Origin of the sequence: Marinomonas balearica, assembly GCF_004362145.1 — a bacterium.
Lineage (GTDB): Bacteria > Pseudomonadota > Gammaproteobacteria > Pseudomonadales > Marinomonadaceae > Marinomonas > Marinomonas balearica.
Genome location: NZ_SNXC01000011.1, coordinates 379,843 through 406,668 on the forward strand (window position 1 = coordinate 379,843; position 26,826 = coordinate 406,668).

Below are 26,826 nucleotides of genomic sequence, written 5' to 3' on the forward strand. Positions count from 1 at the left end.
ACAACTTATCGACAAAACTGGCCCAAATAGAAGCCGAATTGACCCAGTTGAAAGAAAGCCAACAATCTACCGTTGAGTTGGAAGATAAAACCCCCTTCTTATTAGAAGCCAACCAACCTAGCCTTTCCTTCGTACTTGGCTCAACCAACAAAATTTTAGAATTACTTTTTGAACCTATGAGTGAATCAGAAGGTTCAGATGTGCTTATCCAGCAAAACAAAACAGATATTTTTGAACTAAAAGAAGCCATTTCTACCATTGCCGATAAAACACAAATCAGCCTTCAAGATGTAAACTCTCTGCGTGATACTGCCAATGAAATAAAAGGCTTTACCGACACCATTCAAAGCATTTCAGAACAGACCAATCTATTAGCCTTAAATGCCGCCATTGAAGCCGCACGGGCAGGTGAACACGGTCGTGGGTTTGCCGTTGTGGCGGATGAAGTCAGAACTTTAGCAAATAAAGCAAGAGAATCCAGTGAACACATCTCTCTCTTGGTTCAAAGAATTGACGAGAACACAAATAAGGTCAGCCGACAGGTTGATGGCCTTCATAACGACACCATCAGCACCAACCAATCCTGTGAGCGCTTAAGCCTCTCTTTTAATGACACAGCAGCGCATTCAGAGAAACTCATGGCGTCCGGCTATCAATCTATGGCTTATGCCCATGTTGCTGCCGCCGTGCTAGATTTAACCGTATGGCACAATCAATTTCTAATTAAAGCATGGCAAAAGCAGCCCCAAGACAAAGCTCTTGATATCACAACGACTTACTTAGGTGACTGGTATTACAACGGCACAGACAATGAATTCAACTTCCGACAACAAGCCGACTTCATTGCATTGGGCGACCTACTATCGAAGATCAATGAATTGATGACAGAAATGACAAATGGAGTCATTGAAACAGATCAATTAGTTGCTTTAGAGGAAACGTGTTCAACTTACATGAAACAAGTTGAACAGGCACTGACAAGAACTCAAGAATACATCTTAAGTCATGTTTAATGATCTATTATGAGCTCAGCGTCTGAATAGAAGATCTGAAAATACATTTTCTATTCAGACACTTAACTCTTACTTCAAGTCTAAATCACGCCAATACGACACTTTCTGGTAGTGTCACAAAAATGGAATGACGCACTTCATTAAACAAAGCCCTGAATTCAAGCTCGAAGTGTGACACTTTTCATTTCAAGCCGCTAAGCACATCTCTTTAAATACGACCGCTGGCTGCTTGAATCCTAAACACTTCCTTGGACGATAATTGAGTCTCGTCATCGTCCAGTGAATCATGTCATCTTCAATCTCTCTTAAATCTGTTCCTTTACGCACATATTGCCTTAAAAGACCGTTACTGTTTTTGTTCGCGCCGCGCTCCCAAGAGCTATAAGGGTGGGCAAAATAGACTTTTGTACCCAGCGCTTCTTCAATCTTAGCATGATGAGAAAATTCTCTACCGTTATCTGCTGTAATCGTATGCACGTGATCTTTAAAGGGCATTAACAACTCTATTGTCGCTTGGGTGACATCTACGGCAGACTTTGAATTCACTTTCTTTATCAAGTAAAAACGCGTCGTTCGCTCAAGTAGCGTGACAATTGAGCCGGTTCCACTTTTGCCTAGAACCGTGTCTTCCCAATCCCCAAAACGTTTTCGCGTATCGACAATATCAGGACGCTCCTCTATGGATACAGCGTTCTTTATAACTTCATCTATTGTTTTCTATTTTATTAATCTGCTTTCTTTTTCTTTATTCTGCATCCATAAATGTGGGTTAGTCATTGCCTGTTTTGACTGCGAGACCACTTTTTTCCAATTCTCCTATCATTTCACCCATGTCCGACTTTGAAGACACGAGATCTCCTGCCAACTTGTATGAAAGAGGTACATCTTGATCTCTGCCGTATTCAAATTTGATCGTGGCAGCCATTCTCGCCATTGTAATTGAGGCAGAGCTCGACGCGCTAACCAGTGGAAAAGGCGTGCTATAACCTTCCGAATATTCGCCAGCCTCAACAACTGAAATGGATTGAAGCCGTCTGTTTTCAGGCTTTTCCAAAAGTTTTTTCGCCGCACTCAGATCCAGTTTACCGTTGATATAATCCTTTTCAGCTTTGTCGCGAATGTCGTCTTTTAGTTCTAACGTAATGTTTGCACTCGCCAAGGGACGAGTCTGCATACTGGAAATCATGTCCTCAATAATGGGGTCATTCTTGATGAGTTCTTTTATTTGTTTGACCGTATCGCGTTGTGTTGATGGCGAGACAAGGGAGCCAATAACCTGCCCCAGCTCATCTGAATCTAGGTGACGAGTGTTTCCTAGCATCACCATCACTTTATTCCCTGACAGAATGGGCGCTTTCGCTTCATGAGCGGAGTGTTGGTTGATGATTTTTTTCAGTTTTACAACAGCATGGTGCTGATCATCGTTGGTTATTTTTAGCTCATCGGATAAAAAATGATTCTTCAACAGAGATAACTGTTGAGAAACATTTGTTTCATTTTTTATGTTATCCAACGGTTTTTTATGCTGCTGACCAGTAAAGGCTGATGTAAGCGTGGTTATTTGCGCCTCAATGTCCTTGTCTTTTACTTCTGATGCGAGTTTGGCTTTTATTTCCCCACGCGTTTTTACGCTGTTATCAACGCTAGCCTCGATCGATGCACTCACATTGTTATTGACAGGTAGCACCCCGTTTTCTACTTTGTACGACGATCCGAGGGTAAGGGCAAGGTCAGCTGAAGCTGAGTGTTTGGACAGCATATCGCCCTTAGTCGTACTGCGTTCTTTTAATGTGTCGCTTCCTGCATAATGTTTGTCTTCTTTGCTTTTGCTCATTAAATTAGACGCAGCTGAAACCCCGCCACCTAAACGTACATAACGAGACGGTTGGGCCGAGCTGTCTGTCAGGTTTACACGGGCTCGAGCAGCAAGGCTGACGGCAGCATCCACTGAGAATGTCCATTTGGAACCTTGAGATGTGACTTGGTCGATGCCAAGTTTAACTAAATCGTCAGGCTTTGCGTTGGATTTTGTTAGTGTGTTAACAAATGCATCAATATGTTCGTCTTTAATGGTAAATTTGACTTCGTTGAGTTTGGCGAAGTCAAAGCCGCCCGAAACAGAGGCTCCAACACGTGCGTCGGGTTTGAAACTTTGGGCCCCTCCATTTATGGGAATAGGGATATTGTCGTCTTTGTGTAGATCCGGTAAATAATCTCGCCCTAATACCGCGCCGGCTCTTACTGATGGACCTAGTGTTCCTTTGATCGTAATTCCGACTCCGTCATCTTGTCCATCGAACTCTAAGTCGTAGCTGCGTTTTTCCTTTGCGCTGGCGGTGAGTATCGTACCAAAAATTGGATTGGCCAACGGTTCGGCAAAGAATGCGGATTGAACACCACCACTGTAGCCTCGTGATAACGCAATATTGTCTTCAGGCTTTAGACTGTACATGAGATCTTTAAAAGCAGCGTTAAAATCGGAATGATCGCCCGATTTTAACGCTGCTTTAGTAATCACTTTGAGAGCATTGTCTTCTGAACTCATCGCTTTAATAAGATATTTCGAGGCGTCGTAGTTTGCTTCGGCTTGTCGATGGCTTTGAACACCGTCATCAGTGTGCATTTTTACCTGATTGCTTTCGTATTTAGTATTTTTTAACGCTTCTAAGGTGTTTTCTAGTGTCTTTAATTGGCTTTCGGAAGGTGTTCCCTCTGCAATTAAAGCCGCTGAATTGGCTAAGTCGCTGACTTTCTTGAGCGTCAATGTATCAAGGACGAGTCGAGCTTTTGTCAAAGCCATTTTGTCATCAGGATCTCGATTACGTCCAAGCGGAATGTCGAGAGACTGATGGCTCATATTGAGTTTCATGTCGGTGAAGGTCTTGAGAAGCTTGTTGACTTCGCTGTTTTCAGACGCTGGAAACTGCTTCCATACCGCCTGTAACTCCGCGCTTAGATCGTGGCCCGATCTGTTTGGGTTCAGTTGTTGTTTAAGGTCTTTCAATTTTGAAGGTGTGTAGGCTTCATTTATTTCAGCGACGCCTTCCTTTTTCAGAATCCCCTGATGTTTGCCTAATGCGATGAGTTGCGTAAGTGCACTGTTTTCAAGTTCTTCGCGAAAAGACTCAATGTCTTTCTTGAAACTTTCGCCGCGGTTTCCAAGATTAAGCTGACTAATACGTTGTTTACTATCCGTGGTTGGTGCGTCTTTTGAGGAGGTTTTTATATCCGCATTCAACACGTCTAATTCTTTGAATAACGCGCTGGCTTGTTGGTAGGTTGTTTGTAACCCCTGCCGTCCTTGCCAATTATGCTGCGCCGAGTTAACAAGTGTTTTTATGGGGCGAGGTGTTTCCAAGTCAGGTTTGAAAATGTGAGCTTTGAGTCGGTCTGTAAATTTCGTTTTTATGGCGCTACTTTGATTACTTTTGAAACCGCCTACTTCTGCTGCAACTGCGACGCCGGATTTCCCTACTTTGTATTTCTTTGTGCTGCTTTCTAATACATGGAAGAGCTTGTCTCGCATGGTTTCTGAGTTGTTTTCTGCCGTGTTATCGCCTTTTCGCCAATTAGAATCCGATTTAATAAGTTGTTCGCCGTTTGGGCTGTTTACTTGTAGATTCAGGCTTTTATCCAACGTTAAATGGGCGTTTGTAAAATCGGATTTTGAGTGCGAAGAAGCATTGTGAGACCATTTAGGAGGAGTTTTCCCGTCGAGTTTGTTCCAGTCATTCTCTGGCATACTGTACAGTTCGCCATGCTCCGTTAACGCGTACAGTGTTTTGTGTTTGTCTACTGCGATGGAGGTAAATTTGCCTGCATCTTCAGGAATGTTTCCACGCTCTAATTTCACGTCGGCTAAGAGTGATTTCTTTTCGCGATGGGGGGCGTGCCTGAAAGTGAGTTCTCCCTTGTCGTCTAATGTTACGTGTTTATAGCTTCCAAGAACGGCCGCAGATTTAATGTTTTCGGATGGCGCGCTTTTGATACCCGAATCAAGGGAGTAAGTGTTTCGGCGTTGGGTCAAAGAGAAAACATTATTGTCCCCGTGAACAATATTATTAGATTCTTCTTTTAGTAGAACGCGTTTAACTTCACCTTTTTGCACTGCGTATGGGTTGTTATCGCCGCCTCTTGTCAATTCGGAGACGTCTTTATCTACTTTCGTCCATTTTTGAGTGAGGTTATCTTTCGCGAACAGTTCGCCTTTGTCATTGAGAGCAAGGGCTCCTGTTTTTTTAAAATTCTGAATATGTAAGCTGGATTCGTCGACGTTTTTTTCCATTCCAAGCGTACTGTCAAGAACAAGCGAATCGCTTAGATTCCAGCCTGGAGCAAAGGTTTTTCCGTCTGAATTGAGGGCGCATAAATGCTTTTGGCCTTTGTTGTCTTTAATCGTGACCGATAGATTGCCATCTTCTGAATGAGAGAAGCGTTCGTATTTTATGTCTGAACCAAAGGTGTCTTCTAATGCTTTTTGTGGGTTTGCATCGAATGTGACCGCAGCTTCTTGATTAAGAGGAGTTTTCGCAAGCAAAATTTGATTATCTTTATCGATCGCGAATAAATGATCGTTGGAAAAACCAATGGCGCTGAAATCCGTTTTCGCACCGTTTTTGTCTGATACGCTTGGGCCATATCGAGCGGGCAGATCTAACGTATCCGCAGTAGATGAGTCTATTTTTGTTTGAAGGCGGATGTGTAGCTCACCATCGTATTGACCACCGGGGCGCTTAAGGACACTGCCATCTTCGGCTTTAATAAACCCTTTTTCTGTATCTTTTGGATCTGCTTTAAGCAAGAGAGCAACTTCATTTTTCGCATTGATGTCTGCGCTAATAATGTTTTGTGGCATTTTTTCGCTGACTTGATTCGAAGAGACGTTGACGAGCTTACTTTCGTCTTTAATTGCATATACTTGGTTGTTTGCATTCATAATCAATGAATTTATGTTTTGATCCACTTTTTTCCATTCGACTTGACCTCCAAGATTCGATTTAGATTTATACAAATCACCGTCGCTCATTCTCCAGTGAGTATCCTGTTCATCGGTATAGATGCCTGTTAGTTCTGCTAGATGGCTTTTATCTATGATGTTGTTTGAGCGTGCATTAATAAGGTGATCACGAATTGAGTCGGGCGGAGAGTTTGGATCAATGACAGGGCGAGATGTGTGTAAAACACTCACTCCAGTGTCTTGTTTCGAGGTGATTTGAAAGACCCTACCTTTGTTGTCCAGCGCAAAGTGCTCTTGCCCATTATTATGGGATTCTAATGCGACGTACTCTTGTTTTTTTCGTCCTAGTGTTTGCTGAAGGATTGAGCTAATGGCCGGATCAGTATCTCTGTCAACTTTTAGGGCATGGTGATGAAGCTCTAAGCCAATATGCTGAAGGCGGTTTATAGGTTTTTCAGTGTTGAACGATGGGTCTGATCGCATTAATTTTGCGAGGCTGTTCTTCGATGTTAACTCAGAAGTGGTGCTCTTCTCGATTCCTGAGCTTTCTCCCGTTTCTGTTATCGATAGGTTGTCTATGACATGCGTCGGTGAATGTAGCGATGCTTTACCTTCTCGCTGAGTGAAGGAAGCCGCGCTTTGGTTAAGAGTAGACGGAGTTTTTGGTTTTTGCTGGGACGAGGGCGGTTGTGATGCGTCTTCCTTAATGCCCATCATTGGAAACCGGCTGCTTAAGGGTTGCTGCAATTGAGTACGTATTTTATCGAGATTATTCTGGTTTGATTGAGGGTCTAGCGGGGTTTTACTCGCTCCTTGTTGATTAGTGGGCGCTTCGTTTTTGGCTCGTGTTGAATTGAGTGTTTGATTTTGTGACCGAACACTGCTGGAAGCTTTCTGGCTTCCTATATTGACGAGCAAGCCGCAGGAAAGTTTTTCAATAAAGGACTTTCGAGATTTGTGGTTGGAGGATTGTGAATGGCGCTGGGAATCCTGAGAGGAGGGCGTCTCTAAGGTAGATTGATGCCTAGCAAAGGTTTGTCCGCTGGCATCTGTATTACGTTGTCGAAGGTTATTGGGCTTTTGAGCCTGTTTACCTGCATCAGCCAAAGATTGGATATTATCCTCTTTAAATCGGTTACTCGGTGCTGAGCGAGAAGTAGACGCCTCTTCTGCTTTATGTGAGCTTAAGATTTGACTGATTTGTGACGTAATTTTCATTGTGATTACCTTGATGAAAGCCCTGTATAGCTTCTCAACAGACAATCAGAAACAAACAAGGCCTCCGACTGTCTGAAGAGAGACGGAGTTACTGAATTGATAAAGAGGCTGATTCAGGCAATTTGTACATGCCTTTTACATTCTCAGTTTGAACATTATTAGCGTTGACATTAACTGTACTACTGTCGCTTTGAACTAGTGCGTGTTTGCCATTCGTCGCAGTGATGTTGTTTAGGTTTATGTCCCAATCACCTTGTTGACCGCCATTAGTTCGAACTAATTTTCCGAAATCGTCCGCTTGAAAGTTGTCAATGGTTAGGCTACCTGGTGCGTTCAATTGGAAAATCTTATCAGCAGCACCTTTTGCGCTGCTGTCTTTGATTTCTACATCGCCACTGCCTTTCATGGTTAACGCATCTTCACCAACATCTGTCCAGTGAACGTTTTCAAGCTTAGCGTCACCACGGGTATGGATACCGTCGGCGCCATTATCGCCAATAACGACGTTCTTAAGTTGTGCACCGTCTTCAAGAATAAACAAAGGTTTTTGACTTTCAGACTGTCCACCGTCTCCCAGTGCGTTGCCAGCAGTAAAGGTTTTGCCTGCGCCGTCAAAGGTTTCACCCGCCTTTACGACGATAGACTCGTTCACAACTTGGGCGTCAGAGGATGCAGTTGGAAACATTGTAGTCGCCGCGCCACTCGCTCCAGTGCTTTCACCAGCACTGCCAAGTGTTGTAGCTCCTCCAGTAGAAGTTCCGCCAGTAGAAGCACCGCCGGTAGACGTACCGCCGCCAGTTGCAGTAGCGCCGCCAGTAGATGTTCCACCGTCTGTTGTAGGAACTGCTCCAGCGGTAGACGTACTGCCTTCTGTTGTAGGCGCTGCGCCACCTGTCGATGTGCCGCCACCCGATGTAGGGCTTGTTGCAGGCGTGCTGCCAGTTGAGCTAGGAGATCCAAACGTGTCTTCGTTATTGTCCATAAGTTTGCTAAGCAGTTCTTGAAGTGATTCCATGCCTTCAGATGTTTGCCCACTGCCGTCTTTTGATTGGCCTATCATCTGTTCAAGCAACTGCATCAGCAGTTCCATAATCAGCGAGTCTGTGCCTTCACTGGATGAAAGAGCGTCGGATCCCGTTGCTTCGCCAAGGCCTTTTGAGCCTTCACTTCCGCCAACGCCATTTGCAGCGGTGCCTGATTCACCTGTACCACTCAAAGGTGAACTTGAGTTTCCACCGTTTGCGCCGCTTAGCGGTGATGTGCTGCCGTCGCTACTCTGACCGTCTGTTCCTTCTCCTTCTCCTTTCATCATTTCCATTAGTGCAAGTATGAGTAGGATCAGTTTTTGTGAATCACCGTCAGCGCCTTCTAGAGAAGCGCCAGCTCCGGTATTGCTAGAACCTGCATTCGATTGTCCAAGTAGGCTGGACAATCCGTCGCTCCCCATCTGGCCCATATTGAATGATTGAGGTATCTGTGAGTTTATACTGGTCATTCCGATTCTCCTGTACGATTTGATCGTCGTTTTTATATCTCTGATTAGTGCCGATGCATTAGGAAGCTGCGAGCAAGTTCTCTATGCATATCTTGTGTGGAGATGACGAAACAGAAGTTCCTTTAATCATCTGGGATTTGTAAAGTGGCGTAACGTATGCTGCTGAAAAAATTCTTTATGCTTGAATGAGTTGAATGAAAAGAGAATATTGTTTCAAAATAGTTGTAACACTCGGTGCTTGAGCGTTCTCAGTAATGACGATTTTCCAAAATGCTGCTCTCGATCGTAATGCCGCAGTCTGTGCGTAAAGTTGTGGTTCTTCTAAGCGTTTGCTTAAAATTGTGCGGATTAGATGCTCTGAATTTGCTGTTTCTGGCAGTTCTAACTCGAGCCTCGCTTCATTGTCATCGAGGCTGCAGTGTAATGAGCAATTGTCTGAGAGTGAAAAAGCGTAAGAGTTGCCCATGAGCTGTTCCTTTGCCCAATGTTCAATTTCAGGATTACCGGGAAACGAGAACATAAGTAGTCGTATCCTCATCTTTATTAAGGCTATCTCTCATTCCATTTCCCCACCAAATGACTAAAGACTGATGAGTCGAGAGCGGACGGCTGCAATCGCTTATGCCACAGCTTTTGTTTGAGAATGAGCTACATCCACTGATAAACAGTACCGTTAAAGCCGTTAATAAATAGCGCAAAATTGATCCTCACTAATTCAGTACGTGATTGTTGGGAATAAGAGAGCTGCGTTGCTTCTTATTTTTGTTTGGGCGTCTCACCGCGAGTAATACTTCGACGGACTCCCAAGGGCCTAACTGAGTATTAGGGCGAACGGAAACCGCAATAGTGTCGCGATGAGCGCAGCTTGATTCGTCGAAGCGAGCGGGGTTTGGACTTTCGTTTCTTATTTTACCGACTAATATCGAGTAGTCTTTGCTGTTATACCATTGCAGCTTTTTCGTGTTGATCTTGAAATTGTTGTTGGGTTTACAGTAATACTCAATGCCATATGGGGCGGACGTTTGCAGTGAAAAACCATTGGGAATGTATAGGTTAATGAGATCTTCAAATGCGCGGCCGACTTCGGCTCTTGTGATTTTTACAAAATCGCGGGCGTGTTTGTCTTTTTGTGATTCGAGCGCCTCGCCTAGTGCTTCCTGATTTTCGTTAGACACATATTGAAGTGGGTTACTTTCATTGCCAACGAGCCTTGGCGTGATGATGAAAAGGCGTTCTCTCTTTGAATGAACTTTGCTTGAATAGCTGAATAATTTGCCAATATATGGAATGTCTCCCAGTAAAGGAACCTTGCTTTCTCTTTGGGTTTTTTGCTCTACTTTGAAACCGCCTATGACAAGTGAACGTTCTGTTTTTATAACCGCTTGCGTGCTGATGCTGCCTTTGCTAACAGAAGGCGTTTCTGATCCTGAATTTGATTCAATATCGCCGTCTTCAATGTCTAAAAATAGCTGAATAACACGCTCTGCTTGTGAATCGATTAATCTTGGTAGAACTTGCAAGCTGGTACCTGCCGTAATTTCAGATACATTGGCGACGCGTTCGCCTGTGGATTTTATGAAAGCGGTATTATTAAAGTCGATGATCGCTGGTTGGTTTTCGATAGTGAGGATAGATGGGTTTGCAACGAGTGAGGCGTCCCCGTCTGTTTCCAGTGCTCTAATTTGCGCGAAAAAATGATTAAAATCTTGAATCGTCACCGTAGCTGATGATCCGCTTTTTAGAAAAGGAGAGGCGCCGGATGTGTTTATGTTTGCCTCTGTGTTACCGGATCCACCTTGCCAGTTAAACCCCAGCTCCGACAGTTTTTCTCTGTCTATATCTAGGATAATCGCATCAATTTCGATGACGTGACGAGGTTGGTCTAGTTGTGCGATGAGGTCTGTGTACATCGCCTTTTTTTCGTAGTCATCTCGAATCAGTACCGCGTTGTTTCGCGTATCTGCGCTGATAATGGAATTTGTTTTATTGTTGTCACTCAGTTTCGCGTTGATTTCGCTTGGCGTGGCGTTTCGGTCAGCAATGCGGTTTTGAATTCGGCTCATTGCGTTTTCTCGCATAGCATCAAACGCCTCCATACTTTGCGCTGTTGTTTTAAAATCCATAGTATCGAGTGCTAAAGGCGCTTTTTTTCCACCGCTTCCTAGAAGGTTACTTAACATTGAAGCGACCCCTGCAATCTCGATTGACTTATTGCGATAGCTGATGGATCTGTCATCGGCTAGTGCGTACTTCAACGGGAACACCATGACTTCTTTCTTTTCGTCTCCCTTTTTCTTTTTGCGCGACAAGGATTTCACAAATTCGACATAGCGCTTTGGGCCTGAGACGATCACGGTGCCTTCGTCAGGCAGCTCTCCCCAACCGAATCTTTTATCGAGTAAGCCAATTTGGGTGAGTGCGTCTTTTAAATCTGATACTGCATCTTCAGAGACATCGAGTAGCTCTGATTTTTGATCTTTGAGAGGGCTGACATATAAGGTTCCGTTGTACACAAACCATAAAAATTTATGCTCTATCGCAAGTCGATTTAGAAAATCTTGCGCTGAGTTCGCCTTAAGTTTGCCATCTACTGTGCCGGACAGGTGGCGACTAATAGACAAACTCACACCAAAGGTATTACAAAAAGAGGAGAGGGTGGCGCGAAGCGATGTTTGGTTGGCTTCGTAGGCAAACGCAGTTTGCTTCCAAGTCGGCGGAACCGCCGCGATTGAGTTCGAAGTAAGCGCAAATATGGTAACGCAGGCTGCTCCGCCAAGTTTGAAAGCGTTCAATAAGCGGCGACTAGAATAGAAAAATTGGCAAATCAGACAAAGGTGTCGTAAAAGCATCATAAATGGCTCGCGTTAATGAAGGTTATGCGTGATTTGTAGGTGGCGTATACTGAAACCTTGAAGACAGTGACTGTCTGGCATAGAAGTCTCTGCTATCGGATGTGGTAGGCGGAACAGCGTGTCCTTTATCTGACAGCTGCAACCACGCGTCGGCAAAATTACTCATATGTTCGAGCGAATTATTTAGGTTTACACTGTTCATTTCGAGATCCGATGTTAAGTTCACTGAACAGCTGAGAGCATATTGACCAAACTTATTGATGGCTGGAGAAATTTGGTGTTTTTCAAATGTAAAAGATGCGATGTCTAGGGTGTTTTTCACATTGAAATCATTCTCATTTATATTAATATGCAAACAACAATGAACATTTAAAGCCATTTTATTTAAGCTGCACTGGAACTGATCGATACTAATGTCCAATTCCTCATCCTCGGATTCGAGCCAATCAGATAAATTTTGTGCTAGGCCTGACATATCTATTTTACTAGACGATCTGCTATCTAATTTCATTTATAATGGACTTTGCTAAATTGTGCTTTACTGTTAATTCTTGATTTAAAGCCCAGCTAGCTGCTGCATTTTGCCTTCTTACTGAATTAAAGGCCGCAATATCATCTAAAGAGATACCATCAACACTGGAAGCAATTTTATCGATTGCATCTTGTGTTCGTTCAAATTGATTATCAAGCCTATTACGTAACCCTTCAATTGATGACATATCTAATTATCCTTATGACAATTGTTCGTTGTAATTGTGTGATAAAAATGGAGGTGCAGTTCCATCGAAATATCTATTAAACTGATAAAGCTAAATTAGTTGAGTCTAAATTAATGTTTTATTAATTAGTTTTTTCTAAATATTATTGAATCGCTGTATCGCTTGATAATATTTCATATATAAACTGCCTAACATCACGTACTTGCTCTATAAAACCCATTAGGGTGTTTTTAAAATGCTCATGATCTGTTTTTTCCAAATCGATCATGTTGCATAAGCAAATTTGACCCGCTTCATCAATTGCTAGCCAGCACCCTTGCATTGCGCTTATTTCAAAATTTAGTAATAAAATGGCGCGTAAAACATCAGTTGAAACATTCGACTCTAATTGCAATAGAGTACAGTGAAGTATGACGCTACTGCTTTGTTTGGGGACTTCAATAACAACACTTTGTTGATCTTCTGCATCGAATAGAGCGCACACTCCATCTTTCAGTTCTAGCGGTGTATTTATAAACTGAGCAAAGTGCTTAATTAGGTCGTTCGCCTTTAGTTCGTATGGTGTCATGTCTATTCAATCTCAATGAAATGTTGCTGAAAACGAGTGCGATGAATTTACTTAATGTTCTAAAGTGAGTGATAAATTTCGTTCATCAGTTCCATTTTTACTTTCTTTTTTATGTATTAACTTATTGAAAATTATAATTTATTTTACGCAATGCATTGCTTTAACACCTGTCGAGCTCTTGATAGGCGAGAACGAATTGTTCCGATTGGTACACCGACCGCATTCGCTGTTTCCTGATAGCTGTAGTCTTTATCAATGACCATATCTAATATGAATTGAGTGTCTGTAGGGAGTTGATTCATCGCATCGACTGTCTTTGATAGAAGACTTTCATGCTCGACTAGCATAGCGGGATCGGCCTCGATTTCAGACTCTAAACTGTAAATTAAGGCCTCCGTCATTTCTTCAAGTTCTGGTGCATTGTAGAATTTTTTGAAGTAGTTTTTTGTCAAGTTTGCGGCAATACCAAATAACCACGTTTCAGGTTTTGAGTCGCCACTGAATTTATGTTGGCATCGAATTGCTTCTAAGTAAGTGAACTGGAGTACTTCTTCAGCATCTTCTTTATGCCAAATTTTTTTACTGATAAATCGTCTCAATTTTTCATTTTGTGTTGAGTAAAGACCTTCAATATCAATTTTGCAATTTTCTTGGCTTTTATTGACGCAGTTCAATGTATTCATTAGCAATTCCAATATTATTTCTTTCTAATTTAGGGAAAACTTTTAATGCTGTTTTCTGCTCCATTTAGAGAAACTTATATTGATTTTATATTTAAATAGAAAAAAACTATCAAGTAATAGAAAAATAAATTGGAACTAAATTTTTTTCGGTTTTACAAGCTAAATGTCTGTTTTTTCTATTCCTTTACAAATAAATTACAATAATTTTACTTTTTGAAATAGAGCGTTTCGTTTTTGTTAATAAATATTTTGTTAAGTAATAAGTTTTTTTAGATTATGTGTTTGTAAATAGAGTCCTACACAGATATAAGTCATATTTTTTACTTTCTTGGTTTGGATTATTTAAATATTTATTTTCATTTGCTTTTATTTGTGTCTGGTTTCTTTTTACGTGAGATATTTTTGTTTGTTTTATAAAAAAGTGAAAAATAAACGATGGTTTTATGATGTGTTTTTGTTTTTTTGTTGAGTCTTTTAGAAATGAATAGAGTTACTTTTCCTTCTTGTTAAGAAGAAAATTTTCTATATTTTTGGTGGTTTTTGGCTTTTTTGTGGAAGCGTTGGTTACTGTGTTTCTAAATCTGGGATTCTTAAAACGCCATCGCTCATTTTAACAGTATCTCGTTCCAGTTCGCCCAAAACTTGATAGATCTTTGCGACATAGCGAAGTGTCGTCCTCGGTATGTAGTGGCCTTCTTTCTCTTTGTATAAGGTTCTTGCTAACCATATAAAACGGATAACAGGAATCCCTTTGCTTTTCGCTTGCTCAATGAGATCTAATGCATCTTGATCTTCCCCTTTGGTCAGGATTTTTGGTAAGGGGGTTTCTTCTGCGCGATAATACAGAGCAACCGCAAAGTGTGTCGGATTGACGACAAGCGCATCTGCATCGCCGAGTTCTGGCTTCACAGAAGGTGCCGGCGCAGGCTCTTCATTTGCAAGTCGAATAGCTTCCGATTTACGTTGTCCTTTGAAATGCGGGTCGCCTTCCTGATTTTTGTATTCCTGCTTTACGTCGTCTTTACTCATTTTTAGGCTTTTGGCGTGGAAGTACTTCTGCATACCAAAATCTATAGAAGCGATCACGATGAGAACTCCTATGATTGCTCTTTCTACTTTAAGGAACAGCTCAGCAATACCGCGCCAAGTTGTATCGAGATCGGTGAGGGCCAATTTTCCTAATGACGGCAAAATAGGGAGGAGGATGAAATACATGATGACACCGATTGTGATGGCCTTTACAAAGCTATTGAACAGCTCAAACAGCTTTTTCCCTGAAAACATATTCTTTAATTGGTTGAAAGGGTTCAATTTATTGAAGTCGATCTTCAATGCCTCAGGAGCAATCAAAAAGCCAAATTGAAGCCACCCTCCCATTAGCCTCAGCACTACTGCGATTCCCAAAGCCATTACGATCATCGACGCGGCAATGGTCAAACAGTTTACGACGGTTGCCTGAAGCGCGTATTCAAAGGGTTGATTGATCATCGAAAGGGGGATTGCTGTGAGTTTTTCTAGATTGCGAACACCCGATTCAACCATGCCTAATACAACTTCCATTAGAACGCCCAAGATCATTAGCTTGTGAATGTCCTGACTTTGTCCGACTTGGCCTTTTTTGCGAGAGTCTTTTACTTTTTGGGGGGTTGCCTTTTCTGTTTTTTCACTCATAAATCCGCCTTACGGAACCTCAAAGAGCAGTTTCAGAACATGCTTAAGATCTAGCAATGCAAGGTTGCGTTCTTCTCCAAGGTAGAACAAGGTAGGGATGTAGAATATGAGAAACCCCAATCCCGCTAAGCATTTGATCGGCATTGCCAGAACAAATGCTTGAAGCTGTGGGCTGTAAAGGCTTAATACGGAGACACCGAATTCGACAAATAGGAGCAAGGTAACTAAAGGCGCTGCATAAAGTACCAAATCCGTAAAAGCGTCTTTCAACAGTGATAAGTAAACATTGAAGCCGTCCGCAGAAGGCGTTGGATACCAAACGGTGGGTGGCCAAATTAAGTAGCTGTCCCAAATGACCTGAAGCATCGCTTCGAAGCTGCCTGTAGTGATCATTAGGACAATTAAGGTTTGTTTAAACAAAAAGCCCAGTGGGGTGAAATCTTGTCCAAGGGAGGGATTAAGTTGGCCTCCCATAAGTGCACCTCGTTGGTTATCAAATAAACCACCAACGGATTCAAAAAGCCAAAATGGAATGGCTAGGATGGCTCCCAATAACATCCCTAAAGCCGATTCTTTAAGGTATAAAGTAAACAAAGTGAACCAAGAGTGATCGCTAGGAAGTGCATCTTTGATCCCCGGAGCGACCATTAAAGCCAGTACAATCACAAGAGCATAGCGCAGCATTCCCTTAAGCTCTTTAAAAGAGAAGAGAGGGATAAGCAATAGGCACGGATACAGCCTTGCCATACCAAGAGAGATCGAAATCACCCATTCGGGTAAGGCGTCTATCGCGGAGAACACCATAATTAGTGGCCTATCGTCGCGATAAGGTTAAACATCTGTGTTGTAAATTGAATGATTTCAACGCCGAGCCAGCGACCCGTAATAGCCAACGTGATAGCGACGGCAACGAGCTTTATTGTAAAGGGGAGCGTTTGATCTTGAACTTGGAGCAAAGCCTGCAATAAAGAGACGACAACCCCCACAATTACGGCGACCACTAAAGGTGGGGCGGACAGCATGACCACTAAGACCATGCCTTGTTTAAACAGCGTTAATGTATCCATTGGTTATCCCGTTCTAAATGTAGGTGTAAAAAAGGCCATCGAGCAGCCTTCCCCAGCCATCGACCAAGACAAACAACAGTATTTTTAAAGGCAATGAAATGGTCATTGGAGACACCATTTGCATACCCAGCGCTAGAAGTAAATTGGAGACGATAAGGTCAATCACAATAAAGGGAATGTAGATAAGAAACCCTATTTGAAGCCCTGCCTTTAGTTCAGATAACATAAAAGAGGGGATGACAATCATAAGATCGTCTTTGGTGACCTTGCTGGACATTTCTTTTGGCCAAAGGCGTGTTGTGTTGTCCATCATATGAGTGATCACGTCGGGGTTACTGTTCCGATTCATAAATGCTTGTAATGGGCCAATCAGCTTATTTGCGCTTGTTTGCATCCCCTCAAGTGAGGAAAAATCCGGTGGCGTTTCCTTTACTCTCGTACCAATATCGCTGAACACGGGGGCCATAACAAACATAGTGGCTGCTAAAGCAATACCGTAAATCGCCATATTTGGAGGGACTTGCTGAACCCCCATTGCGTTACGCGTAATCATGAGCACCATCGAAATCTTAAGAAACGCACTGCATACAATTAACATCACAGGAAGCAGAGACAACGCACCCAAAAAGAGTGCGAACAACATTGGATCGACATTTCCTAAATTCATAATGTGATCTCTTACTGTGATTGAGTTGAGTGAGTGTCGGTCGCGCGGTAAGTTGAAGTGTGGAACGGTTGAGTTTCTAAAAAGACTTGCGTTAGCTGAACTCCTAGACGACCCTCAACGTTAATCAATTCTCCACGAGCGACGGCTTGCTGATTATGATAAAGCGTTGCATAGCCTGCTCTTTCTCCAGTCGCCACCAACAGGCTACCCACATCAAGTTGGCTAAGTTCTTCAAATGTCGTCGAAATGGTTCCAGCGTTTAACGTCAATGTTACTTGGGTATCTGGGTAAGTTTGAGATGTATGCTGATAAGATGGCAGATCATGGTTTGATTCTGAAATGTGATTTGCTTCGTTTAAGGTATCTGCACTGTCTGGATTCAATGTATCGTCAGAGAAATGATGTTCGATATTGGTTGAATTTGTATCAAACGTTTCATCAGTTGCGCTTTCGTGGCTTTCGTCGTACATCTCGTGCATTCTCATCTTTGTGTCATTGAATGGGGCCGACTTTCTTTTTTCGGCTCCTTTGCAGATATGAGTGACTTGAAAGCTGGGGTTGGTTCCATTGGGGATCGCCGATACGGCGATTGTGTGAGTGGAAAAATGCAAACTTCCCACTCCAGACACATCAAAAATGGACTCATCGGGAAGTAGAATATCCCCGTGCTGAAGTGCACAAAACTGAGAATATGGAACTGTTAAAAAACCTAACGTAACTGGCGCTTCAAATTTTAGTGGGTTTAAGTTGTTCACTTTGGTTGGTTTCCAGCCACCCGTATGAAGCAACTTGTTGAGGAATTGATCGTTAAAATAAACGCGCGCTAATCCTGACGATGATCCAATGTTCCAGCACAGGCTGTATGCGTTTACAGATTTGGCTTGATCTCGATTAACTGAACTGTCTGACGCGTCCGTTGATTGTTGAATGGCGCCAAACATGTTCAAAAAAATGGGATCAACACCTTGAAGATAGAGTTCTGTGTACCAGCGGTGCGATTCCATACTTTTTGGATTGGGAAGAACCAAAGTAAAGGGAGCCGTAGATAACGCATTTAAAAACGGTTCGGCCTGGCTCGACTCTATAAACAGTGTTCCATGCTTTGTTTGTAGGCTAATGAATCTTTCTGATGCCAGTACCGCTTCTCTATTTGATTGCTCGATAAACTTGTCTTCGGGAGCATTGTCCGAAGTGGTTTCTAACGTAACCCAAGCTGCCTTTTCTGGTGTGTTGAGTAAGCTTGTTGAAAAGGACAATCCCAATCCAACCTGCTTGTGTCTGATTTGGTCATCTAACGAACGCGACGGGAGTGAGTTTAAAAATGCAGTCATGAGATTAACCTTCCTTTAGGGATAAGCCGAGAACTACCGCTTTTCCCATTTTTTGTTGCAGGCGTTGAGAAAGAAACTGGCTTTGCTGACGTGCAAGTAAAAAAGCTTCTGCTCGAACAAAAGACAAATTCATATGCCAAGTGTCTTGTTTTAACTTGGCATCTAATTGAACTTCGCCTAGATGAGGCATCAGTATGTTGCATTCAAACTCATCGCCTTCAGGTGCTTCCGGTATTTGTGATTGGATCGCTGAACCGATTGCGCTTAGCTGTTGAGTGGTTAACGGCACAGTGGGAGCTGTTGAACCCGAAAGAGGCGTTTGTTCCATCTGCGGAGAGTCAGGGCATGATGCCAGTAACGCAGTGAACGCTAAGTTATCTTCCACTGTCCATTCTGAGCTTGAATTGAATGCGACTTGTGTTGAATCATCAGAAAGCGTGACTTTATTTGAATAAACAGCGTCGAGTTCGCATTTACTCTCGGCGGATTGAGAAACTGGGCTCATAGAATTTCCTCCTGCGCTTCTTTAAATGCGTGTAAACGCTCGTTCTCTAGATGACTTTTATCTAACTGGGTTTTGGCTTCTGAGAGCTGTTGCTCTGCAAGGCTTACTTGGTTGTACAAATCTTGTATTTTTTGTCGGATGTTCGACAGTTCGGTCACTATTTCTTGATCCTCTAGTTGCCATTGAGCGAGAGAAAATCGCGATATTCGTTGATGGCTGTTTTCAGTGATTAGGTTGTCTCTACGAAGCAGGTGTGATGCGCGTTCGTTAAGCAGTTCTTTTTCTCGTTTTTCTAGCTCTTTTTTGGCTGCTGCTAATATTCTTTTTTGAGCGCGCCATTGCTTTTCTCGCTTAGCGAGCCGATGCGCTCGAATGGGCGTTAACAAATTTATTGTGTCAGTTAACGCTTCTTTTTCTGGATCGGGAGGAGGGTCTTCCTCTATTAAAAATCTAGGTCGCTGCATGTTGAGAAAGACGGCTCAAGGCGAAAAGAGTGTCCTGAAAAGCGTTAGGATCACGCATATCTTGTCGGAGAAAATCGGTGATAGTGCTATTCAAATTCACAGCCGTATCCGTCAGAGGGTCGTTCCCTTGTTCGTATTCTCCTAAGCGAATTAGCATTTCGACTTCTTTATAAGCTGACATTAGATTGCGAAGAACTGCCGCAGATTGAACATGATCTCTGTTGGTTACATTCGGCATGGTTCGGCTAATGCTGCCTAACACGTCAATAGCGGGATAATGGTTCTTCTCCGCAAGCTTACGCGACAAAATAATATGGCCGTCTAAAAGGGAGCGAACTTCATCGGCTACTGGGTCGCCTGCAATCACGTCGCCTTCAATCAATACCGTGTAGAGTGCTGTAATTGATCCCGCACCTTCCATATTACCGGCGCGTTCAACTAAACGCGGTAGCATGGTGTAGACCGAGGGTGGAAAGCCGCCGCGGCCAGGAGGCTCACCCGCCGCCAAACCAATTTCGCGCTGAGCACGTGCGAATCGAGTCAGGGAATCAATGAGTAACAAAACACGCTTGCCTTGAGCACGAAACCCTTCTGCAATGGCGGTTGCCGTTGACGCTGCGCGAGCGCGCTCCATACTGGTTCGGTCAGAGGTTGAACACACTAAGACCGATCGGCTTCGTAGCTCTTCGTCCAACTCATGATCGAGGAATTCTCTCAACTCTCGTCCTCGTTCACCGATCAAGCCAAAAACGATGACATCACAAGGCATGTTCCGAGCAAGCTCTGCAAGCAATGTTGTTTTACCGCAGCCTGCCCCCGCAAATACGCCAATTCGCTGGCCTTCACCAATGGTTAACAAGCCGTCAATCGCTCTGACGCCCGTTGGCATTGGTTGACTGATTCTAGGGCGTTGTGTTGGCGTAATGGCGTCTCGAATAACGCGGCTAGTTTGATCGCCTTCTTCTAAGGTGAAAGCATCTTTTTTGCCTTGAAGTAGACGTCCGAAGCCATCAAAAACGGAACCCAATAATGACTCGTTACTTTCGATGCAGTGCGCTTGATAATGAGGTGTGATGGAGGCACCTACCGAAATACCTTCTAAAGCGCCTAAAGCGGACAACAATACTATATCAGAGCTAAAGCCAATGATTTCGGCGAGAACGTTGTGTTCGCCTTGACCATGTATTGTGCATAAATCGCCGATTCGAGCGTCTGCTATACGGCTTTCTACTAAGATTCCGTTGATCTTTGTAACACGGCCTATAACATCTACAACCTGCGTTTCCTGAGAGGTTTGAATGCGATGTGTCGACCAACTTTGTAAACGTTGACTAAGGTTGAAATGACAAGAAGATTGGTCTTGTGAATGAGGAGTAGCAAAGTCGTCAATCATAATGCTCACCAAGCAATCTCGAATGTTTTGGTGCCTTTGAACACCACTTTGTCGGATTGAATCGCGACCAGCCGAATGCCGTTTAACTCGTCACCAACAAACAATCGCTTTCCTTCCTTTGTGATAATGCTGCCTAATGGACCCGAGGTGATTTGTTTTATTTTAAATGGCAGCGATGGCTTACGAATCGTAATGCTGCGTTCTACAGCATGTGGAGTTTCGAATTTCTGATTAAAGCGGTTCAGCATTCGTTCTAAACGTTGATTTTGAGAACGGTCTATTTCTCCCACTAACGTTACGTAATTTTGCGATTCTTGAACGCCAAGACGTTGGTCTAACTCCCTTTCTTCAAGCATCTTTTGAAGTTGATATCGAAGCTCAGCCACGGTTTCTAATCTGGGAAGAGCGGGTTCTAGCGGGTCAGTTTTTTGATTCGATTCGACCTGAGAGTGTATTTTTAATGGAGAAGACGCGTCGCTATTTACCGCTTCTTCAGAGGCTGTCACCGTACCTCTAGTATGGCTTACAGGTTCAGGAGTTAATGCTGCCCAAGCGCCTGTCGTGACGATGGCTGCTGCACTGATAAAACCGACAATGACACCGATACCTGAATAGCTTTTTTTGGAGGGAACCATCGAAGGGTGTGTGACTTTAGCGACTTCAGGGTCGACTGGCCAGGGCGTTTCTGCATCGACAATGGTTATCCAGACGCCGCTGATTAAAAAGGTGGTGTTCAGAGCAAAGTTTTCGACTCGTTCAACCTGATGGCCTTCTGAATCAGCAATGGTGCCTTGAATCGTTTCAAGGAACCAACCGTCTTCAACAAGTGACAGTTGACAGTGTTTCGCCTGTATACCACCGTCATTGAGGGTTAAATCTGAATGCTCTTCATTACCAATAATCCACTGTTGACCGATTAAAGGTAATGCCGCACCACGGTGCAAACCTGAAAGAACCCGTAACTCATACATGACCGCTCAAACCTTTCTAATGAGATATTAGTGTCGAATGAGTGGCGAGAGGAGGAGATTGGTTCCTGTAGAATGGGGATTAGATTGCTTAGGTATGAATTTATGACGACTTGGGTGAGTGTTAGCTCAACGATCTATGGGGCATAAAGCATTGCTTAGTCAGCTCGTTTTCGCCTAAGCATAATGGACAAGGCGATACCGGAAACAAAGCCCCAAAAGTGGGCTGCCCAAGAGACATATGGCAAAAAGTTAATCAGTGAGAATAGCGCACCGCCATATGAGAGAAATGCGACGATAGCAATTAACCAGTTGCGTAAACTAGGGTTGAAAATCGCATCGGAAAACAAAAATCCAAGTAGCGCAAACACCATTCCTGAAGCGCCGACCACTACGCTCCCGCTTCCAAAACACCATACTCCAATTCCCGAACCAATGGCTCCTAGTATCATGATATAGAGTAATTTATTTGAGCCTACAGAAGCTTTCAATAAGCTGCCGAGAACAAGCAGTGGTAGCGTATTCGAGATCAAATGGTAAAGCCCTGCGTGTAAAAAGGGTGATAACACGATTCCGTATAAACCACTCAACTCTCTTGGACGAATCCCAAATTGGTTTAGATTAAGCCCAATCAAGACAGTATTGGCAAAAAACACGACCCAAATTGCGATAACAAAATAAGTGATTTCAACGGGAATAATGCGTTTAAACATTTTTTACCTGCTTTAGAATTTCTTGCAGCGCAGTGTCCTCTAGCTCTAATACATCCACAATCACCGCAAACAGGTCGGCAGAAAACATCCCTTTGTGTGTTTTACTGCGTAAGTTTTCCGGTGTCATGCAGATTCCTTTTTCACTCAGTGCTACTGACAAATCTTCGTATTTCATGCCTTTTAGAGCAAGAGATGACCGAATGTAACGTGTGATTGCAAGCTTATAAGGAGATAAAGAGTGTCGGTTTTTAATATTTTGATCTTGATTCATTGTGCTCGCTATCTAACTAAATATGATTGATTTATAGAGTTTGATTTCATATTACCTACACATTCTATGCACTACAATATGCATAGATCATAGTTGACAGGTGTTTTCTAAATGCTATATTCGTTGCTTATGTTACACGCTCTCCTGTCGTTTTTAAAAGGAAAATTTTATGTCCTGGAACAAAGATACACTATTAACGCTCATTGAAGCTCAGCCTAATTGGGTTGTTGAGTCAGAAGGTGAGTGTCTGAATATTTCCAATGATGAAGGCATCGATGTCTTCGTCTATGTGGGCAATCAGCAGATTTTAGTTGAGACAGCGTTATTCTCAGCGGCGAATGTTAAAGATAAAGACCTACTGAATGATTTAATTCTACGCAGTCATCAATTAGTACCTCTAACGTCTATATGCCTTAAAAAAATTGGCGATGACGAGTACTACATCGCATTTGGTGCTTTATCTACAGACAGTAAAGAAAGTGTGGTGCTTGAAGAGGTCGAGACCCTTTTCAATAATGTTTCTGAGTTTCTTGAGCTATACAGTGACTACCTAAATATGGAGATCGTACTATGAGCCTGAAAAAATTATGGACAGCACTTCGTGGTGCAACCAATGAAGGTATTGAAGCAGTAGCTGATTCACAAGCGATTCGTATATTGGATCAAGAAATGCGTGAAGCAAAAAAAGAGCTTCAATCCTGTGATGAAAGCCTGACTCGTATTATGGCAAAACGTAAGTTAGCGGAAGGCAAAGTTTCTTCGTTGAAAGACGATATCGAGACTTATACAAATCATGCAATTGCGGCAAGCGAGACAGATGAAGCGCTGGCAATCGAATGCGCAGATAGAGTCAGTGAATTAGAATCTACTTTAGATGTTGAGCAAGGAATCCTTGATAGCTTCTTGTCATCTGAGAAGTCATTGAAAGCGAATATTGCCAAAGCAAAAACCAATGTTCGCCTCATGGAACAGCAGATAGAGCAAGTCAAAGCCACAGAGTCTGTGCAACAAGCGCAAGTCGCTGTCTCCACTCGTCATATGGGCGCAAACAGCAAGGTGAAAACTGCATTAAGCAGCCTTGATCGTATTAAAGAGAAGCAAATGCAACGCAGTGCTGAACTGGATGTTGCAGAAGAATTGGCAGCGGAGGAGTCTGGCAGTTCATTGGATTCCAAATTAAAAGCCGCTGGAATTAAACCGGGTGCGAAGAACAGCGGGTCAGATAAATTGGCTCAGTTACTTGCCGCTAAGAAAGGGTAAGTACGTTTTATAACGCAACATGGCCACACAGGCGCTGTGATCGTCACGCTTGTTAGTGGCTTTGTTGGTTTACTTTGCTTAAGCAAAATTGTTAGCCTTAGTGATGTATCATTAAGGCTATGAGTGAGACCATGTTTTCTTCATTTTTCAAAAAAAATAAACCTAAGTCCCCATCTCATGACACGCCTTCTATAATGGGCTTGCGCTTAGGCGGCAGCTTTGAGATCGATCCACTATTAATGCGTATGACACAAGATAATCTTGTTATAGATAACGCAGCCACAACTTACATCATAAAAGCCGTTGGTATTGCTGAGCTTGATGGAACTTGGATGTTTCGCTTCTATACGGATGATGATGCCTTTCTCCAAGTCATTTCTGAAGGCGGGAAAAAAGCGGAAGATGTTGTCGATGTAAAGCTCTTTCATTTTTACGATACTCAAGATATTGCGTCTCAAAGCGTTTGGGATACCTTGCTAAATAAACAAATAGGTACACCTACATACGAATTAGAAAACCATCTTTATCAAAGGGTTTGGACCTCTGCGAGTGACTACCATAATCCTGTGTATGTACAAGAACACACTTACGATGAAGAAGGCGAAATGTCGGAGACTGATCAATTTATCATGCTTTTCGAACGTGACATTGGCAGTGATCGGACAGAGTCATTATTCCTTTCTGCTGAAGAAAGTGAACAGCAAGGCGGTCTGAACCGCTGTTTTGTTTTAAGTACAGGTATTACGCTAAGCCCTTCTCAACTAACAATCCATGGTTAATAACTAATCATTTTCAAACAAGGAACTTTTATGGATCCGCAAGTTCAAGACCTTCTCATAAGTGTTGGCAACTTTAGTGGCTATTTTGGTTTGGCCTTACTGTTCGTCATTATTTTTATTCTGGTGTACTCATTTATCACGCCCCATGATGAATGGAAGTTAATTAAATCTGAACAAAATACCGCAGCTTCTATCGGTCTAGGCGGCGCGATTATTGGCTTTGCCATTGCGTTAGGTGGCGCGGCGTCGAATTCTGTTTCTATTATCGATTTCGCTATTTGGGGCGTAATTGCGCTACTCGCGCAATCGCTTGCATTTGCCGTGGTTCGGTTTATCTTTATGCCGAAAATCGTTGCACGAATCATCGCGAATGAAGTCAGTGCGGGCATTATCCTCGCAGCTGTTAGTATTTCTGTAGGGATACTAAATTCAGCCTGCATGTCTTATTGAGGGATATATTGTGAAAAGAAGCCAATACATTGACCTCGATAAAATGCGTAAAGCAAAACCGAAGACGCTTAGCTTTCGTCCTCTCACACTCGCAATTGCTTCAATTACCTTAGCGGCATGCAGCCAGCCTGACGAAGAGGTTAAAATTGTTGCCTCAGTCGATGATTGTAAAGCGAACACCTCTCTTACTTTAGAGCAGTGTGAAGTGGCTTATAAACAAGCTTTAGAAGAAGCGGTGCGCACCGGACCTCGGTACGGTTCACAGCGACAATGTGAAGAAGATTTTGGGTATGATCAATGTGTCAGACCTCAATCTTCAGGCTTTTTTATGCCGATGTTTACCGGTTTCATGATTGGTAATATGTTGAGTAACAGGAGTTACACTTACAACCCTGTTTATCAATATCGCAATTCTGGATCGTACAGAAACCGCCTGATGACAGCTGACGGCACGGTAGTAGGTATGCCTGGAAAGCGCTCGTACCATGTTCCACCTTCAACGTTAAAACCAAAGCCAAAAGTCACCCGTACTGTTTCTCGCGGAGGTTTTGGCTCTGTTGCATCTGCCAAGTCCAGTTGGGGTGGCGGAAAATCGAAAGGGTGGGGCGGATAAATGCTCCGTATTCCCATTGCCGAACGGCCTCAATGGCAACAAAAAGCGGAAGAGTTTGGTTTTGAATTTCACACCATGTATGGAGAGATATACTGGGATGAAACTGCATATTACCAATTTACCTTAGAGCAAATTGAAAAAGGCATTGAAGAGCCGACGGAAGACATTCATCAGATGTGTTTAGCCGTGGTCGAAAAAGTCGTCAATGACGAAGCTCTAATGCGGCGTTTTTGTTTGCCTGAAGCGCAATGGGACTTTATTCGCCAATCGTGGCGTAATGGTGACCCAAGCTTGTATTCACGATTGGATTTTGCCTATTCGGGCAATGGGGATGCAAAGCTTTACGAAAATAATGCTGACACTCCGACCAGTGTTTATGAAACCGGTTTTTGGCAATGGCTTTGGCTGCAAGATAATGTCGACACAGGGAAACTCCCTGCACACACAGACCAATTTAATTGTTTGCAAGAAAAGTTGGTGAACCGATTTAAAGAAATTAAATATTTAACCCCTGATCGTATTTTGCATTTTTCCTGCTGTAAGGATACGCCAGAAGATCGTGGAACCGTTCAATACCTAGAAGATTGCGCGAATGAGGCGGGGATAAATACGGACTTTGTGTACATAGATGACATTGGACGAGATGAACACGGGAATTTTAGTGATATGGATGATCACGTTATCAACTCTATGTTCAAGCTATACCCTTGGGAGTTTATGATGCAGGAGACGTTTTCTGAATCTCTTGGAAAAAATAACATTCGTTGGTTAGAACCACCATGGAAAAGCATCTTATCCAATAAAGCACTGTTGCCTATGTTATGGAAGATGTTTCCGAACCATCCAAACTTACTGCCTGCATTTTTTGAAGATGAGCTTCACCTCGCCAGCGGCGTCGATTCAATGGTTAAAAAACCAATTTTTTCTCGCGAAGGCTCAAATATTTCTTTTATTGGAAAAAACGCTGATATTGAAGCGTCTTCTGGGCCTTATGGTGAAGAAGGCTTTATCTATCAAGCGACGCATATGCTGCCAAAGTTCGGTGACAGTTATACGTTAATCGGCAGTTGGCTGGTTGATAATCAAGCGGCTGGCATTTCGATCCGAGAAGATAGAAACCCCATCACTCAAGACATGAGTCGATTTTTACCGCATGTTATTGTTTAGTT

General features: G+C 43.0%; 26 protein-coding genes and 2 pseudogenes. 7 read left to right on the plus strand and 21 right to left on the minus strand.

Going from position 1 to position 26,826, the window contains the following annotated elements; genetic code table 11:
• Positions 1-341 precede the first annotated feature (341 nt).
• Positions 342-1,013: pseudogene (locus DFP79_RS18235) on the plus strand (methyl-accepting chemotaxis protein); the annotation flags it as partial.
• 186 nt (positions 1,014-1,199) lie between these two features.
• On the opposite strand, the pseudogene DFP79_RS09200 reads toward DFP79_RS18235, so the two are convergent.
• The 21 genes and pseudogenes from DFP79_RS09200 to DFP79_RS09295 all read right to left on the minus strand — a co-directional run.
• Positions 1,200-1,712, minus strand: a pseudogene (locus tag DFP79_RS09200) (IS30 family transposase); the annotation flags it as partial.
• A 70-nt stretch (positions 1,713-1,782) separates the two neighbouring features.
• Positions 1,783-7,188 carry an AvrE-family type 3 secretion system effector gene (locus DFP79_RS09205; RefSeq protein WP_133503661.1) on the minus strand — a complete coding sequence of 1,802 codons (5,406 nt, stop codon included), beginning with the start codon at positions 7,186-7,188 and terminating at the stop codon, positions 1,783-1,785.
• An 88-nt stretch (positions 7,189-7,276) separates the two neighbouring features.
• Positions 7,277-8,683: a pectate lyase gene (locus DFP79_RS09210; protein ID WP_133503662.1), complete on the minus strand. Its 1,407-nt coding sequence runs from the start codon at positions 8,681-8,683 to the stop codon at positions 7,277-7,279.
• Positions 8,684-8,858: 175 nt separating this feature from the next.
• Complete coding sequence (locus DFP79_RS09215) at positions 8,859-9,203, minus strand: hypothetical protein (protein ID WP_133503663.1); 345 nt, start codon at positions 9,201-9,203, stop codon at positions 8,859-8,861.
• The gene (hrpT, locus tag DFP79_RS18240; RefSeq protein WP_424960643.1) at positions 9,184-9,381 is read right to left on the minus strand and encodes an HrpT family type III secretion system protein; all 198 of its coding nucleotides are present in this window, start codon (positions 9,379-9,381) and stop codon (positions 9,184-9,186) included. Before hrpT ends, DFP79_RS09215 begins: the two co-directional genes overlap by 20 nt.
• Positions 9,382-9,393: 12 nt before the next feature.
• The gene (sctC, locus tag DFP79_RS09220; protein ID WP_133503664.1) at positions 9,394-11,535 is read right to left on the minus strand and encodes a type III secretion system outer membrane ring subunit SctC; all 2,142 of its coding nucleotides are present in this window, start codon (positions 11,533-11,535) and stop codon (positions 9,394-9,396) included.
• A 22-nt stretch (positions 11,536-11,557) separates the two neighbouring features.
• A complete protein-coding gene (locus DFP79_RS09225; RefSeq protein ID WP_133503665.1) occupies positions 11,558-12,010 on the minus strand; it encodes a hypothetical protein in 453 nt (150 codons plus the stop codon).
• A 22-nt stretch (positions 12,011-12,032) separates the two neighbouring features.
• Positions 12,033-12,254, minus strand: coding sequence for a serine kinase (locus DFP79_RS09230; RefSeq protein ID WP_133503666.1), 222 nt, complete (start codon positions 12,252-12,254; stop codon positions 12,033-12,035).
• A 142-nt stretch (positions 12,255-12,396) separates the two neighbouring features.
• Positions 12,397-12,822, minus strand: a complete 426-nt coding sequence (locus DFP79_RS09235) for a type III secretion system chaperone (protein WP_133503667.1) — start codon at positions 12,820-12,822, stop codon at positions 12,397-12,399.
• Positions 12,823-12,965: 143 nt separating this feature from the next.
• Positions 12,966-13,505, minus strand: coding sequence for an RNA polymerase sigma factor (locus tag DFP79_RS09240; RefSeq protein WP_133503668.1), 540 nt, complete (start codon positions 13,503-13,505; stop codon positions 12,966-12,968).
• A 564-nt stretch (positions 13,506-14,069) separates the two neighbouring features.
• Positions 14,070-15,176, minus strand: a complete 1,107-nt coding sequence (gene sctU / locus DFP79_RS09245; protein ID WP_133503669.1) for a type III secretion system export apparatus subunit SctU — start codon at positions 15,174-15,176, stop codon at positions 14,070-14,072.
• Between the two features lie 9 nt (positions 15,177-15,185).
• On the minus strand, positions 15,186-15,980 hold the full coding sequence (gene sctT / locus DFP79_RS09250) for a type III secretion system export apparatus subunit SctT (protein ID WP_133503670.1): 795 nt from the start codon (positions 15,978-15,980) through the stop codon (positions 15,186-15,188).
• A 2-nt stretch (positions 15,981-15,982) separates the two neighbouring features.
• Complete coding sequence (gene sctS, locus DFP79_RS09255) at positions 15,983-16,243, minus strand: type III secretion system export apparatus subunit SctS (RefSeq protein ID WP_133503671.1); 261 nt, start codon at positions 16,241-16,243, stop codon at positions 15,983-15,985.
• A 13-nt stretch (positions 16,244-16,256) separates the two neighbouring features.
• Positions 16,257-16,910 carry a type III secretion system export apparatus subunit SctR gene (gene sctR, locus DFP79_RS09260; RefSeq protein ID WP_133503672.1) on the minus strand — a complete coding sequence of 218 codons (654 nt, stop codon included), beginning with the start codon at positions 16,908-16,910 and terminating at the stop codon, positions 16,257-16,259.
• 11 nt (positions 16,911-16,921) lie between these two features.
• Positions 16,922-18,241: a FliM/FliN family flagellar motor switch protein gene (locus DFP79_RS09265; RefSeq protein ID WP_133503673.1), complete on the minus strand. Its 1,320-nt coding sequence runs from the start codon at positions 18,239-18,241 to the stop codon at positions 16,922-16,924.
• 4 nt (positions 18,242-18,245) lie between these two features.
• On the minus strand, positions 18,246-18,746 hold the full coding sequence (locus tag DFP79_RS09270) for a hypothetical protein (RefSeq protein ID WP_133503674.1): 501 nt from the start codon (positions 18,744-18,746) through the stop codon (positions 18,246-18,248).
• Positions 18,743-19,210: a hypothetical protein gene (locus DFP79_RS09275; RefSeq protein WP_133503675.1), complete on the minus strand. Its 468-nt coding sequence runs from the start codon at positions 19,208-19,210 to the stop codon at positions 18,743-18,745. The genes DFP79_RS09270 and DFP79_RS09275 overlap by 4 nt, the downstream gene beginning before the upstream one ends.
• Complete coding sequence (locus DFP79_RS09280) at positions 19,197-20,603, minus strand: FliI/YscN family ATPase (RefSeq protein ID WP_133503676.1); 1,407 nt, start codon at positions 20,601-20,603, stop codon at positions 19,197-19,199. Before DFP79_RS09280 ends, DFP79_RS09275 begins: the two co-directional genes overlap by 14 nt.
• A 5-nt stretch (positions 20,604-20,608) precedes the next feature.
• Positions 20,609-21,574 carry an FHA domain-containing protein gene (locus DFP79_RS09285; protein WP_133503677.1) on the minus strand — a complete coding sequence of 322 codons (966 nt, stop codon included), beginning with the start codon at positions 21,572-21,574 and terminating at the stop codon, positions 20,609-20,611.
• 155 nt (positions 21,575-21,729) lie between these two features.
• Complete coding sequence (locus tag DFP79_RS09290) at positions 21,730-22,284, minus strand: rhomboid family intramembrane serine protease (RefSeq protein ID WP_133503678.1); 555 nt, start codon at positions 22,282-22,284, stop codon at positions 21,730-21,732.
• A complete protein-coding gene (locus tag DFP79_RS09295) occupies positions 22,277-22,555 on the minus strand; it encodes a DUF6471 domain-containing protein (protein ID WP_133503679.1) in 279 nt (92 codons plus the stop codon). The genes DFP79_RS09290 and DFP79_RS09295 overlap by 8 nt, the downstream gene beginning before the upstream one ends.
• Before the next feature lie 169 nt (positions 22,556-22,724).
• Between DFP79_RS09295 and DFP79_RS09300 the strand changes: the two genes are divergently transcribed.
• From DFP79_RS09300 to DFP79_RS09325, 6 genes are all read left to right on the plus strand, one after another.
• On the plus strand, positions 22,725-23,129 hold the full coding sequence (locus DFP79_RS09300) for a DUF2170 family protein (protein ID WP_133503680.1): 405 nt from the start codon (positions 22,725-22,727) through the stop codon (positions 23,127-23,129).
• On the plus strand, positions 23,126-23,815 hold the full coding sequence (locus DFP79_RS09305; protein WP_133503681.1) for a PspA/IM30 family protein: 690 nt from the start codon (positions 23,126-23,128) through the stop codon (positions 23,813-23,815). Before DFP79_RS09300 ends, DFP79_RS09305 begins: the two co-directional genes overlap by 4 nt.
• Positions 23,816-23,946: 131 nt before the next feature.
• Positions 23,947-24,594, plus strand: a complete 648-nt coding sequence (locus DFP79_RS09310; RefSeq protein ID WP_133503682.1) for a YjfK family protein — start codon at positions 23,947-23,949, stop codon at positions 24,592-24,594.
• Positions 24,595-24,624: 30 nt separating this feature from the next.
• Positions 24,625-25,044, plus strand: coding sequence for a DUF350 domain-containing protein (locus DFP79_RS09315; protein ID WP_133503683.1), 420 nt, complete (start codon positions 24,625-24,627; stop codon positions 25,042-25,044).
• Between the two features lie 10 nt (positions 25,045-25,054).
• Positions 25,055-25,657: a DUF1190 domain-containing protein gene (locus tag DFP79_RS09320; protein WP_133503684.1), complete on the plus strand. Its 603-nt coding sequence runs from the start codon at positions 25,055-25,057 to the stop codon at positions 25,655-25,657.
• The gene (locus tag DFP79_RS09325; RefSeq protein ID WP_133503685.1) at positions 25,658-26,824 is read left to right on the plus strand and encodes a glutathionylspermidine synthase family protein; all 1,167 of its coding nucleotides are present in this window, start codon (positions 25,658-25,660) and stop codon (positions 26,822-26,824) included.
• Positions 26,825-26,826: the final 2 nt, after the last annotated feature.